8 protein-coding genes are annotated in these 13,953 nt (G+C 68.4%); 4 read left to right on the forward strand and 4 right to left on the reverse strand.

Annotation, left to right across the window (positions count from 1 at the left end):
- On the reverse strand, positions 1 to 559 hold a 559-nt coding region (locus IE231_RS05820), incomplete at its 3' end, for a metallophosphoesterase (protein WP_189693014.1).
- Positions 560 to 962: 403 nt separating this feature from the next.
- On the opposite strand from IE231_RS05820, the gene rplJ reads away from it, so the two are divergent.
- Positions 963 to 1,514 (forward strand): 50S ribosomal protein L10, encoded by a 552-nt coding sequence (rplJ, locus tag IE231_RS05825; protein ID WP_189693015.1) that lies wholly within the window; start codon positions 963 to 965, stop codon positions 1,512 to 1,514.
- A gap of 77 nt (positions 1,515 to 1,591) precedes the next feature.
- Positions 1,592 to 1,972 (forward strand): 50S ribosomal protein L7/L12, encoded by a 381-nt coding sequence (rplL, locus tag IE231_RS05830; protein WP_189693016.1) that lies wholly within the window; start codon positions 1,592 to 1,594, stop codon positions 1,970 to 1,972.
- A 114-nt stretch (positions 1,973 to 2,086) separates the two neighbouring features.
- Here rplL and IE231_RS05835 read toward each other — a convergent pair whose 3' ends face one another.
- The 3 genes from IE231_RS05835 to IE231_RS05845 all read right to left on the reverse strand — a co-directional run bounded on the left by IE231_RS05835 (position 2,087) and on the right by IE231_RS05845 (position 5,814).
- The gene (locus IE231_RS05835) at positions 2,087 to 3,898 is read right to left on the reverse strand and encodes a bifunctional metallophosphatase/5'-nucleotidase (protein WP_229866533.1); all 1,812 of its coding nucleotides are present in this window, start codon (positions 3,896 to 3,898) and stop codon (positions 2,087 to 2,089) included.
- Between the two features lie 143 nt (positions 3,899 to 4,041).
- Entirely contained in the window at positions 4,042 to 4,494 is a 453-nt protein-coding gene (locus IE231_RS05840; RefSeq protein WP_229866560.1) for an aminoacyl-tRNA deacylase, read from the reverse strand.
- A gap of 117 nt (positions 4,495 to 4,611) precedes the next feature.
- Complete coding sequence (locus tag IE231_RS05845) at positions 4,612 to 5,814, reverse strand: acetyl-CoA C-acetyltransferase (RefSeq protein WP_189693018.1); 1,203 nt, start codon at positions 5,812 to 5,814, stop codon at positions 4,612 to 4,614.
- Between the two features lie 370 nt (positions 5,815 to 6,184).
- On the opposite strand from IE231_RS05845, the gene rpoB reads away from it, so the two are divergent.
- Positions 6,185 to 9,685: a DNA-directed RNA polymerase subunit beta gene (gene rpoB, locus IE231_RS05850; RefSeq protein WP_189693019.1), complete on the forward strand. Its 3,501-nt coding sequence runs from the start codon at positions 6,185 to 6,187 to the stop codon at positions 9,683 to 9,685.
- Positions 9,686 to 9,741: 56 nt separating this feature from the next.
- Positions 9,742 to 13,641, forward strand: a complete 3,900-nt coding sequence (locus IE231_RS05855; RefSeq protein WP_189693020.1) for a DNA-directed RNA polymerase subunit beta' — start codon at positions 9,742 to 9,744, stop codon at positions 13,639 to 13,641.
- Positions 13,642 to 13,953 lie beyond the last annotated feature (312 nt).

Raw genomic sequence — 13,953 nt, forward strand, 5'->3', positions numbered from 1 at the left:
CACGCGCGACATTGCTGTGGCGGCCGAGGACACTGGCCAGGTCTTGGCCGTCGAAGAGTCTCATCCCATCCAGGAAGGGGATCCCGACGTCGATAGGGGGATGGTGCAGGCAGACGATGGCCGGGGTCTGCGGCCTGCGGGCGAGGACCGTGTCCAGCCAGGCAAGCTGTTGGCCGCCCAGTTGGCCTGCCGGGGAACCCTGCATCTTCGAGTCCAAGGCGATGACCGTGAATGAGGGGTAGTCCACGCTGTAGTAGGCCCGTTCTGAGCCGCCCATGAACGGAGAGGCTCCGAACTCCGCCAGGAGCCACTTTCGACCGTCGTGGTTTCCGGCCAGCAGGTGCAAGGGCAGCGGGAAGCGTTCGATCAGCTCCCGCAGTGCCCGGTACTCCTCCGGACGCCCCTGATCGACGAGATCACCGGTGATCACCACACAGTCCGGCTGCGGGTCCAGGGTGAGAACACGTCCCAATGCCTGGTGCAGGCCGGCGGCCGGGGCAGGAGCGAGCAAGCCGTCCCTGATGTGCGGGTCGCTCAAGTGCGCGATCGATGCAGTCACCCATGAACACTCCAACGACGCCCAAGGTGACGGCAACCGTTCATGCTCAAGGCGAACCGCGCGAGAGCAGCAAACCAGGGAATAGCTACGGCTTCCAATACGGGACTGCGCCAGGTAGGCGAGCGGGAGGCGAGCGGCCGGCGTCGTGCGCCACCCGATTTTGCCTGCCCGGCGCCGTCCCGTACAGTAGAAGGACCAAAGACCGCCGGTCGTTGGATGCTGTGTGCCGAGAAGCGGTGCGCATCTCCACCGAAGGTCCCCGACACCGGGGCGGCCTGCGCAGGTGAACCGAGCGAACCGCTCGCGGCCATGAGCCCCGAACGCCACGCCCCGTGCATCTGCGCGGGGCGTTCTTGCATTTCAGGGGCCGCCCCCACCGGCACTGTTCCCCGGAAGGAGGGTTATGGCAACGCCTACCAAGGTGGCAGCTGTCGAGGAGATCACCAAGGATTTCCAGGAGTCGAGCGCTGCAGTCCTGACCGAATACCGTGGGCTCTCCGTCGCCCAGCTCAAGCAGCTGCGTCGTTCGCTCGGCACCGAGAACAAGTTCTCGGTCGTCAAGAACTCCCTGACCGCCATCGCTGCCAAGGAAGCGGGTGTCGACGCGTTCGACGGCCAGCTCGCCGGCCCCACCGCGATCGCGTTCATCAAGGGTGACGCCGTCGCGGCCGCCAAGAGCCTGACCGACTTTGCCAAGGACAACAAGCAGCTCATCATCAAGACGGGCTTCTTCGAGGGCAAGGCGCTCGACGCGAACGAGGTCGCCGCTCTGGCGGCCCTGGAGTCCCGCGAGCTGCAGCTCGCCAAGGTTGCCGGCGTCCTCAAGGCGCCCATGGCCGCGGCTGCGCGCATCATCGACGCCCTGCGTCTCAAGCTCGAGGAGGAGGGTGGCGCTCCGGCTGCCGCCGACGCTCCCGCCGCTGAGGCCGCCGAGGCGCCCGCCGAAGAGAACTGACTCTCTTCCCCACCACATACTCCGGTGCACCGCCGCGAACATCCGGCGGAGCGCCACCTAGCGAAAGGACGCCAACCATGGCGAAGCTCACCCAGGACGAGCTGATCGAGGCCTTCAAGGAGCTCACCATCATCGAGCTCTCCGAGTTCGTGAAGAAGTTCGAGGAGGTCTTCGAGGTCACCGCTGCTGCGGTCGCCGTCGCAGGCCCGGCCGGCGGTGCCGGCGAGGCCGCCGTCGAGGAGGAGAAGGACTCGTTCGACGTCATCCTCGAGGCCGCTGGCGACAAGAAGATCGCGGTCATCAAGGAGGTCCGCTCCCTCACGTCGCTCGGCCTGAAGGAGGCCAAGGACCTCGTCGACGGCGCTCCGAAGGCCGTCCTCGAGGGCGCGAACAAGGAGGCCGCCGAGAAGGCCAAGGAGGTCCTCGAGGCCGCCGGCGCCACGGTCACCCTCAAGTAAGCTCTCCAGCTTCTCCCGGAGCCCGGCTCCGGATCGAAGGGCCCGCAGTCTTCACGGACTGCGGGCCCTTCGTGTCACGGCCTCCGGCGGGTGGCGCTCCGAGGCCACCCGGAGTCACACGACGGTCAGCGGTGCGCCGTTGGCGGTGAGCGACCAGTCCACGTGCGCGAACAGCGAGGCGTCCAGGACCCCGGTCTGCGTCACGTAGTCGATGATCCGCTGGCGGATCTCCTGCTGGCTGTTGGTCAGGACCGGCGCGGTCTTCACGTGGGGGAAGTTGCCGCCGCCGCTCTGGCGGTAGTTGTTGATGGCCATGGCGAACTCCTGGGCCGGGTCGATCGGAGCGCCGCCGTAGGAGAGCCCGACGATCCGGGACCCGACGGGCTGGGCCACGTCGATCGTGTAGGTGAGCGGCGCGTCGAGGCCGAACACGACGTCGTAGTTGTAGTCCGGCGTCCCGGAGGGCGCGAGCGCGGTCACAGCGTTGGTCAGGTCCGCCGCGGCCACCGTGGTCGTGGTCACCGTCCTGTAGTACTGGGCCGACCACTCGAGGTAGTCCTTGACCTGCGCTCCCGTGACCTTGATGGACAGGAGCGTGTTGTCGTAGATGTACAGGCCCGCCACGTCGCGCACCGTCAGCGGACCGGCCGGCACGTCGACGCCGCGCGAGAACGCCGCCGCGATCGAGAGCACCGGCAGTCCCGCCGCAGGGGTCCCGGCGAGCTCGCCCTTGATGGTGTGCGCCTGGATGTAGTTGATCGCGTCGATCGCGGCCACGTCCTCCCAGCAGCCGGTTGCGGTCTTCAGGGGCGCGGTCGAAGTGCCGATCACCTGGTTCACGTACTGCACGACGCGCTGGTGGGCGGCGTCCACGGCGCGCACGACGGCGGCGTCGGGCGCGGCGGTCTTGGCGTCCAGGAGCGCCGCGCTCGCCGAGGAGACGGTCCAGGTGCCGGAGACCTTCTGCAGGTCGAGGTCCATGACGGTCACGCGCATGCCCCAGTACTTGGGCTCCGAGAGCAGCACCTGCTTCCCGGTGGCCTTGTTCGTGACGAACCGCTGGGGAATCTCGGAGTGTGCGTGGCCCACGAGGATCGCGTCGATGCCCGGTACCTCCTCGGCGAGCTGCTGGGACGCGTTCTCGGGGAAGGGGAGGGCGTCACCGTAGGAGGACCCGGGCACCATGCCGGAGTGGCACGAGACGACGACGACGTCCGCCCCGGCGGCGTGCATCTGCGGGATGACGGCCTTGGCCTCCTCGACGATGCCGTTGAAGTCGAGGCGCCCCTCGACGTTGGCGCGGTCCCAGATGGCGCACCCCGGCGTGACGAAGCCGACGAGGCCCACCCGGACCGTGCCGTTGTTGGTGAGGACCTTCTTGATCACGAACGGCTTGAACGCGTGCTCGGAGGTGGCGTGGTCGTGGACGTTGGCGCCGAGGAGCGGGAAGTCGAGCTGGGACTCCCACGAGCGCAGGAGCGGGATGCCGTAGTTGAACTCGTGGTTGCCCAGGGTCACGGCGTCGTAGCCGACCGCGTTCATGGCGGCGGCCATCGGGTGCACCGCGCCGCCCACGGCCGGCTGGATCTTGGCGAAGTAGTAGGCCAGAGGAGTGCCCTGGATCGTGTCGCCGGCATCGAGGGTGATGGTGTTCTCCGTCCCGCGCTCGTCGCGGACCGCGCGGATGAGGGTGGCCGCCTGGGCCAGCCCGATCTTGTTCCCCGCCTTGTCGGCGTAGTCCGCGTTCTTGAAGTAGTCCCAGTTCAGGACGTTGGAGTGGAGGTCCGCGGTGCCGATCACGGTGAGGCGGTAGGTCTTGCCGCTGCTCGCCTCAGCGGGCAGCGCGCCCAGCGCCAGGGTGCCCCCGACGAGGGCGCCGGTGAGGACGGAACGGCGGGAGAGGGCAGGGTTCAGGGGCGTGCTCACAGGGCTCCTCATCTAGGGGTGTCGCGCGGCGGGGTGCAGCGCCGCTATCGCGACACGCTAAGCCGCCTGCGATGGCCGCAGCGACGCGACACGCCCTGTGAAAGGAATCGTTCACAGACAGTTCGCCCGGGCGTCAGATGCGCTCAGGCGGGGTCGCTGATGTCCTCCACGGTGGCCGCGAGTGCGTCGAAGAGCTCCCCCGAGTCGACGAACGCGCTGAGGCCGTGGGCGCCCGCCCCGAGCGATATCCGGCCCCTGATCGACGCGTCCGCCCACACGGGCCACGCCGTGGTGGAGCCGAGCGGGGTGATCGTCCCGCGCTCGTACCCCGTGGCTGCGAGCGCCACGTCGGCGGCCGGCATCGAGAGCCGGTTGACCCCCAGCAGCCGGCGCAGCTTGGGCCAGGAGATCTGCCGGTCGCCGGGGATGAGGGCGAACAGGAAGGAGCCGTCGGGGTGCTTCACCACGAGTGACTTCACGATCTCCCGCGGCTCGATGCCGAGGTTCGCGGCGGCCTCCTCGAGGCTGCGGGCACGGCCCCGCTCCACGACCTCGACGGAGACGCCCCTCGCCGCGGCGTCCTCGAGGAACCGCACATGGCCGTCCTCCGCGGAACCGGCCGCTCCGCTCTCGGGGGCGGTCGACGCCGGCCCCTCGCCTCGAGCGGTACCCGGCGCCGCGCCGTCGTGCGCCACCTCCTCGCGGGCCACGGCTCAGTCCCGGTAGAGGAGGAGCGCCTCGCCCTGGCCCCCGCCGCCGCACAGGGAGACGGCCGCCTTGCCGGAGCCGCGCCGCGCGAGCTCGTGGGCGGCGTGGCCCGCGAGGCGCGCGCCCGAGGCGCCGATCGGGTGGCCGAGCGCGATCGCGCCGCCGTGGAGGTTGCACTTCTCGAGCGGGTAGTCGAGGTCCTTGAGGGACTGCACGGCAACGGATCCGAAGGCCTCGTTGATCTCGATGAAGTCCAGGTCGGCCGTGGTCCAACCGGCGCGGGCGAGCGCCTTCTGGATGGCATGCGAGGGCTGGGAGTGCAGCGAGTTGTCCGGGCCGGCGACCTGCCCCGGCTTGCCGACCACGGCGAGCCAGGACAGCCCGTGCTCCTGGGCGTAGGCGCGCGAGGTCAGCACGAGTGCCGCCGCGCCGTCGGACAGGGGAGAGGAGTTGCCCGCCGTGATGGTCCCGTCCGTGGCGAAGGCCGGGCGCAGGGGCGCGAGCGTCTCGACCGAGGTGCCGGGGCGGACGCCCTCGTCCTGGGTGAGGGTGATCGGATCGCCCTTGCGCTGCTTGACCTGGATCGGCGCGATCTCGTCGTCGAAGACGCCTTCCTTCTGCGCGATCGCCGCGCGCACGTGGGAGGCCGCGGCCACCTCGTCCTGCGACTTGCGGTCGATGCCGAGCGTGAGGTTCCGCGACTCGGTGGACAGACCCATCGACTGCCCGTCGAAGGCATCGGTCAGGCCGTCGTGGGCCGCCACGTCGAGGGCGCCGACCGTCCCGTAGGTCCAGCCCTGGCGCGAGCCGGGCAGCACGTGCGGCGCCCGGGACATGGATTCCTGGCCGCCCGCGACCACGACGGTGGCGTCGCCGGCGCGGATGAGGCGGGCGGCGTCGATCACGGCCGTGAGGCCCGAGAGGCACACCTTGTTGATCGTCACGCACGGCACGTTCCAGCCCACGCCCGCGGCAATCGCGCTCTGGCGGGCCGGATTCTGGCCGGCCCCGGCCTGCAGGACCTGGCCCATGATCACGGCGTCGACCGCGTCCGCACCCACCCCGGCCTGCTTGAGTGCGGCGGTGATGGCGTGCGCCCCCAGGTCCACGGCAGTGAAGGTGACCAGCTGCCCGTTGAGGCGTCCCTGCGGGGTGCGCGCGGCGGACAGGATCACAACGTCGTCGTTGTTCTCAGCGGTGGTGCCCACAGCAGTCTCCTCGTTCTTCGTTCTTGCCCATGTTTCCTCGCGGTCTGCGCGTGTCTGCGCTCCTGTGAATCAGGCTACAGCGAGCGCGGCGCATTGGAACTGGCGCCCGGGTGTACAGTGTTGCCGCAACGATCCTCGTGCGGTCCTTGTCACAGGGGGGCACTTGACCACGAGCGGAGTCTGCGGTAGACACGCGCGCCTCCATGGGGTATGGTAGTTCTTTGCGTTCTCCCTTTTAACGACTGCGGTGCCTTCATATAGCGGTGGGCTCTCGGGCCGGCTGACCCGCCCCAACTGAACACGGTTCGGTGGATCATGCCTCGTCGGGGGAGGGTGCGGACAATCCTGAAGGTCTGTGGAAGGATCCCTCTTGGTCGCCTCGAGCACCTCTGAAACCCAAACCGCTACCAGCGACGGCGCAACCCGTCGGCTCTCATTCGCCAAGATTCACGAACCGCTGGATGTTCCGAATCTCCTCGCCCTCCAGACCGAGAGCTTCGACTGGCTCGTCGGGAACGAGCGCTGGCAGGCCCGCGTGGCGAAGGCACAGGCCGAGGGGGACGACAGCGTCGCCACCACCTCCGGCCTCTCCGACATCTTCGAGGAGATCTCCCCGATCGAGGACTTCCAGGGCACCATGTCCCTGAGCTTCTCCGATCCGGAGTTCGCCGACCCGAAGTTCACCATGGCGGAGTGCAAGGACCGCGACGCCACCTACTCGGCCCCGCTGTACGTCAAGGCCGAGTTCATGAACAACAACACGGGTGAGATCAAGCAGCAGACCGTGTTCATGGGCGACTTCCCGCTCATGACCGACAAGGGCACGTTCGTGGTCAACGGCACCGAGCGCGTCGTGGTCTCCCAGCTGGTCCGCTCCCCGGGCGCCTACTTCGAGCGCACCGCCGACAAGACCAGCGACAAGGACATCTTCACGGCGAAGATCATCCCGTCCCGCGGCGCGTGGTTCGAGCTCGAGATCGACAAGCGCGACCAGGTCGGTGTCCGCCTCGACCGCAAGCGCAAGCAGTCCGTCACCGTGCTGCTCAAGGCGCTCGGCTGGACCGAGGGCCAGATCCTCGAGGAGTTCGGCGAGTACGACTCGATGCGCGCGACTCTCGAGAAGGACACCACGGAGACCCGTGAGGACGCCCTCCTCGACATCTACCGCAAGCTCCGCCCGGGCGAGCCGCCGACGGTCGACGCCGCGCAGGCCCTCCTGGACAACCTGTACTTCAACCCGAAGCGCTACGACCTGGCGAAGGTCGGCCGCTACAAGATCAACCGCAAGCTCGGCATCGACCGCCCGCTCTCGGACCCCGAGGCGTCGATCCTCCACATCGAGGACATCGTCGCCATGATCAAGTTCCTCGTCGCGCTGCACGCCGGCGAGAAGTCGATCAAGGGCACCCGTGACGGCGCCGAGGTCGACGTGCGCGTCGAGGTCGACGACATCGACCACTTCGGCAACCGCCGCATCCGCGCCGTCGGCGAGCTCATCGAGAACCAGGTCCGCACGGGCCTGTCCCGCATGGAGCGCGTGGTGCGCGAGCGCATGACCACCCAGGACGTCGAGGCCATCACGCCGCAGACGCTCATCAACATCCGCCCGGTGGTCGCTGCGATCAAGGAGTTCTTCGGAACCTCCCAGCTCTCGCAGTTCATGGACCAGAACAACCCGCTCTCGGGCCTGACCCACAAGCGCCGCCTCTCGGCGCTGGGCCCCGGCGGCCTCTCCCGTGACCGCGCCGGCATGGAGGTCCGCGACGTCCACCCGTCGCACTACGGCCGCATGTGCCCCATTGAGACCCCTGAAGGCCCGAACATCGGCCTGATCGGCTCGCTCGCCTCCTACGGGCGCATCAACCCGTTCGGCTTCATCGAGACCCCGTACCGCAAGGTGACCAACGGCATCGTCTCCGACGCCGTGGACTACCTCACGGCGGACGACGAGGCCGAGGTCCAGATCGCCCAGGCGAACTCTCCCCTGAACGAGGACGGCTCCTTCGCCGAGGAGATGGTCCTGGTCCGCCAGCGCGGCGGTGGCGGCGAGCCCACGCTCGTCCCGGCCGACGAGGTCGAGTACATGGACGTCTCCCCGCGCCAGATGGTGTCGGTCGCGACCGCCCTCATCCCGTTCCTCGAGCACGACGACGCCAACCGCGCCCTCATGGGTGCGAACATGCAGCGCCAGGCAGTGCCGCTCGTCCGCTCGGAGGCGCCGTTCGTCGGCACCGGCATGGAGCGTGCGGCGGCCGTCGACGCGGGCGACGTCGTCGTGGCCAAGAAGGCGGGCGTCGTCACCGAGGTCTCCGCGGACCTCGTGGTGATGCTCAACGACGACGGCACCGAGACGAACTACCGCATCGGCAAGTTCGCCCGGTCCAACCAGGGCAACTGCTACAACCACCGCGTGCTCGTGAACGAGGGCGACCGGCTCGAGGTCGGCGGCATCATCGCCGACGGTCCGGCCACCGACCAGGGCGAGCTCGCCCTCGGCCGGAACCTCCTCGTTGCCTTCATGTCGTGGGAGGGCCACAACTTCGAGGACGCGATCATCCTCTCCCAGCGGATCGTGGCCGAGGACGTCCTGTCCTCGATCCACATCGAGGAGCACGAGATCGATGCCCGCGACACGAAGCTGGGCGCCGAGGAGATCACCCGCGACATCCCCAACGTGTCCGAGGAGGTGCTCGCGCAGCTCGATGAGCGCGGCATCATCCACATCGGCGCCGAGGTCGAGGCAGGCGACATCCTCGTCGGCAAGGTCACCCCTAAGGGCGAGACCGAGCTGACCCCGGAGGAGCGCCTCCTGCGCGCGATCTTCGGCGAGAAGTCCCGCGAGGTCCGCGACACGTCCCTCAAGGTCCCGCACGGCGAGTCCGGCACCGTGATCGGCGTGCGCGTGTTCGACCGTGACAACGACGACGAGCTGCCCCCGGGCGTCAACCAGCTCGTCCGCGTCTACGTGGCCGCCAAGCGCAAGATCACCGACGGCGACAAGCTCGCCGGCCGCCACGGCAACAAGGGCGTCATCTCGAAGATCCTGCCGGTCGAGGACATGCCGTTCCTCCCCGACGGGACCCCGGTCGACGTCGTCCTCAACCCGCTCGGCGTTCCGGGCCGCATGAACGTCGGCCAGGTGCTCGAGCTCCACCTCGGCTGGATCGCCAAGACCGGCTGGAAGGTCGAGGGCGATCCGGAGTGGATGAAGGGCCTGCCCAACATGCCCCGCGAAGTCGGCCCGAACCAGAACCTGGCCACGCCGGTGTTCGACGGTGCCCGCGAGGAGGAGATCTCCGGGCTGCTCGACTCCACCAACGTCACCCGCGACGGAGAGCGCCTCATCGGCTCCTCCGGCAAGGCCCAGCTGTTCGACGGCCGCTCCGGCGAGCCGTTCCCGGACCCGGTCTCGGTGGGCTACATGTACATCCTGAAGCTCCACCACCTCGTGGACGACAAGATCCACGCCCGCTCCACCGGCCCGTACTCGATGATCACCCAGCAGCCGCTCGGTGGTAAGGCGCAGTTCGGCGGCCAGCGCTTCGGCGAGATGGAGGTGTGGGCGCTCGAGGCCTACGGCGCGGCGTACACGCTCCAGGAGCTGCTGACGATCAAGTCGGACGACATCCACGGCCGTGTCAAGGTCTACGAGGCGATCGTCAAGGGCGAGAACATCCCCGAGCCGGGCGTCCCCGAGTCCTTCAAGGTCCTCATCAAGGAAATGCAGTCGCTGTGCCTGAACGTGGAGGTCCTCTCCGCCGACGGCCAGACGATCGAGATGCGCGACGCCGACGATGCAGTCTTCACTGCCGCGGAGGAACTGGGCATCGACCTGTCCCGCGACGAGCCCAGCTCCGTCGAAGAGGTCTGATCCTCCGCCGCATCGGCAGCACAAGACTTTCCAGACACGAGAGATAAGGGACCATATTGTCCAGCGAATCCTCCTTCGGCCTCATGCAGATCGGCCTCGCGACCGCGGATGACATCCGCGCCTGGTCGCACGGCGAGGTCAAGAAGCCGGAAACCATCAACTACCGCACGCTCAAGCCCGAGAAGGACGGCCTCTTCTGCGAGAAGATCTTCGGCCCGTCCCGTGACTGGGAGTGCTACTGCGGCAAGTACAAGCGCGTGCGCTTCAAGGGCATCATCTGCGAGCGCTGCGGTGTCGAGGTGACCCGCGCCAAGGTCCGCCGCGAGCGCATGGGCCACATCGAGCTCGCCGCGCCCGTCACGCACATCTGGTACTTCAAGGGCGTCCCCTCGCGCCTCGGGTACCTGCTCGACCTCGCCCCGAAGGACCTCGAGAAGGTCATCTACTTCGCGGCGTACATGATCACCAAGGTCGACGAGGAGCGCCGCCACGAGCAGCTGCCCAACCTCCAGGCCGAGCATGACCTCGAGCGCAAGCGCCTCGTGGACAACCGCGACTCCGACATCGCCGCGGTCGCGCGGGACCTCGAGGAGGAGCTCGCGAAGCTCGAGGGCGAGGGCGCCAAGGCCGCGGACAAGAAGAAGGCCCGCGACCTCGCCGACAAGACGATGGCCACGATCCGCAAGCGCGCGGATGCGGACATCGAGCGGCTCGAGTCCGTCTGGGACCGCTTCAAGAACCTCAAGGTCGCCGACCTCGAGGGTGACGAGGCGCTCTACCGCGAGCTGCGCGACCGCTACGGCATGTACTTCGAGGGCTCCATGGGCGCCGAGGCGATCCAGAAGCGCCTCGAGACGTTCGACCTGGAGGGTGAGGCGGAGTCGCTCCGCGACATCATCCAGAACGGCAAGGGCCAGCGGAAGACCCGTGCGCTCAAGCGCCTCAAGGTCGTCAACGCGTTCCTGACCACGGACAACAAGCCGCAGGGCATGGTCCTCGACGCCGTCCCGGTGATCCCGCCGGAGCTGCGCCCGATGGTCCAGCTGGATGGCGGCCGCTTCGCGACCTCCGACCTGAACGACCTGTACCGCCGCGTGATCAACCGCAACAACCGCCTCAAGCGCCTGCTTGACCTCGGTGCGCCGGAGATCATCGTCAACAACGAGAAGCGCATGCTGCAGGAGGCTGTGGACTCGCTGTTCGACAACGGCCGCCGCGGCCGCCCGGTCACGGGCCCCGGCAACCGCCCGCTCAAGTCGCTCTCGGACATGCTCAAGGGCAAGCAGGGCCGGTTCCGCCAGAACCTGCTCGGCAAGCGCGTCGACTACTCGGGCCGTTCGGTCATCGTCGTCGGCCCGCAGCTGAAGCTGCACCAGTGCGGCCTGCCCAAGCAGATGGCGCTCGAGCTGTTCAAGCCGTTCGTCATGAAGCGGCTCGTGGACCTCAACCACGCGCAGAACATCAAGAGCGCCAAGCGGATGGTGGAGCGCTACCGCCCGCAGGTGTGGGACGTGCTCGAGGAGATCATCACCGAGCACCCGGTGCTGCTCAACCGTGCACCTACCCTGCACCGCCTCGGCATCCAGGCGTTCGAGCCGCAGCTCGTCGAGGGCAAGGCGATCCAGCTGCACCCGCTCGTCTGCGCGGCGTTCAACGCCGACTTCGACGGCGACCAGATGGCCGTGCACCTTCCCCTGAGCCCCGAGGCCCAGGCGGAGGCGCGCATCCTCATGCTCTCCTCGAACAACATCCTCAAGCCGTCGGACGGCCGCCCGGTCACCCTGCCGTCGCAGGACATGATCATCGGCCTGTACCACCTCACCACCAAGCGTGAGGGCGCCGTCGGCGAGGGCCGCGTGTTCTCCTCCGTGGCGGAGGCGATCATGGCGCACGATGCCCGCGAGCTGCACCTCAACGCCCAGGTGAAGATCCGCCTCGACGGCTTCGTGCCGTCGAAGGACCGTCCGGCCCCTGAGGGCTGGGAGCCCGGCACGCCGGCGCTCATCGCCACGTCGCTCGGCCAGGTCGTCTTCAACCAGACCCTGCCCGAGGACTACCCGTGGGTCGAGGCTGTCGCGGACAAGGGCCAGCTCTCCAAGATCGTCAACGATCTCGCCGAGCGGTACCCGAAGGTCGTGGTCGCGGCGACGCTGGACAACCTCAAGGACGCCGGCTTCCACTGGGCCACGCGCTCGGGTGTCACGGTCGCCATCTCGGACATCGCCGTGCCGGAGGAGAAGCCTGCCATCCTGGCCGGCTACGAGGACCGCGCCGCGAAGATCCAGAGCCAGTACGACCGTGGTCTGATCGACGACGAGGAGCGCCGCTCGGAGCTCATCGAGATCTGGGACAAGGCGACCAACGAGATCGCGTCGGTCATGCGCGAGTCCATGCCGAAGATGAACACCATCAACCGCATGGTTTCCTCCGGTGCTCGAGGCAACTGGATGCAGGTCCGCCAGATCGCCGGTATCCGCGGCCTCGTGGCCAACCCGAAGGGCGAGATCATCCCGCGCCCGATCAAGTCCTCGTACCGTGAGGGCCTGTCGGTGCTCGAGTACTTCATCGCCACGCACGGCGCCCGCAAGGGTCTGGCCGATACGGCTCTCCGTACCGCCAACTCGGGCTACCTGACGCGTCGTCTCGTCGACGTCTCGCAGGATGTGATCGTGCGCGAGGAGGACTGCGCCACCGAGCGCGGCCTCATGGTCACGATCGCCGTGCCGGACCACAACGGCGAGCTCATGCGCGAGGAGAACGTCGAGAACACGGCGTACACCCGCACGCTCGCGGTGGATGTCACGGACTCGGAGGGCAACGTCCTCGCGGAGGCCGGGGCCGACCTCGGCGATGTGCTGATCAACCAGCTCATCACCAAGGGCATCACCGAGATCCGGGTCCGCTCGGTCCTCACGTGCGAGTCCGCCGTCGGGACCTGCGCGAAGTGCTACGGCCGCTCGCTCGCGTCCGGCAAGCTCGTGGACATCGGCGAGGCCGTCGGCATCATCGCAGCCCAGTCCATCGGCGAGCCCGGCACCCAGCTGACCATGCGTACGTTCCACACCGGTGGCGCCGTCTCGGCGTCCGGCGGCGAGGACATCACCCAGGGTCTGCCGCGTATCCAGGAGCTCTTCGAGGCCCGCACCCCCAAGGGTGTGGCCCCGATCTCGGAGGCCGCCGGCCGCATCGCGATCGAGGACACCGAGAAGCAGCTCCGCCTGGTCCTCACCCCGGACGACGGCACCGAGGAGATCGCCTACCCGGTCTCCCGGCGTTCGCGCCTGCTGGTCGAGGACGGCGAGCACGTCGAGGTCGGGCAGAAGCTCGTCAACGGCCCGGTCGATCCGAAGCAGGTCCTGCGCATCCAGGGTCCGCGCGAGGCGCAGAAGTTCCTCGTCGACGAGGTCCAGGGCGTGTACCGCAGCCAGGGCATCGGCATCCACGACAAGCACGTGGAAGTCATCGTCCGCCAGATGCTGCGCCGCGTCACGGTGATCGAGTCCGGCGACACCGACCTGCTCCCCGGCGAGCTCGCCGAAGGCCGCCGCTACCGCGACGAGAACCGCCGCGTGGTGTCCGAGGGCAAGAAGCCGGCCTCCGGCCGTCCCGAGCTCATGGGCATCACCAAGGCGTCGCTCGCCACGGAGTCCTGGCTCTCGGCCGCGTCCTTCCAGGAGACGACCCGCGTGCTCACGCAGGCCGCCATGGAGGGCAAGAGCGACCCGCTGCTGGGCCTCAAGGAGAACGTCATCATCGGCAAGCTCATCCCTGCCGGCACCGGCCTTCCGCGGTACACGGACATCACCGTGGAGCCCACCGAGGAGGCCAAGGCGACGCTCTTCACCGGTCCGAGCGCGTTCAGCGACTTCGCGTACGATCCGCTGAACGGCGACGGGGCGCAGGAGTTCCACGCAATCCCGCTGGACGACTACGACCTCGGCGGCGACTACCGCTGAGCCGGCGCAGAGGCTGACGCCCTGGCCTGACCAGGCGTCCGGCCCGCACGACGGCGGCCGGCTCCCCACCGCGGGGAGCCGGCCGCCGGCGTGTGCGCACCCCTCGCGCAGGGAGGGTGCCGGCGATTCGGTGCCCGCGCGCCGTCGTGATAAGCTTTCTTCGATTGTTTCTGTGTGGCAGTGGATGAAGGCCGTCAGACCGGGTGCGCAGGCGCTGGGAGCGACGGGGCCTGTTTCCGGGTTGCGGGGTTGGTGCGCAACGAATGCCACACTTTTGCACGCCTACGGTCGGTTGTCCGCGGAAGTGTGAAG

The sequence above is a fragment of the Sinomonas cellulolyticus genome (genome assembly GCF_014656475.1).
GTDB classification, from domain to species: Bacteria; Actinomycetota; Actinomycetes; order Actinomycetales; family Micrococcaceae; genus Sinomonas; species Sinomonas cellulolyticus.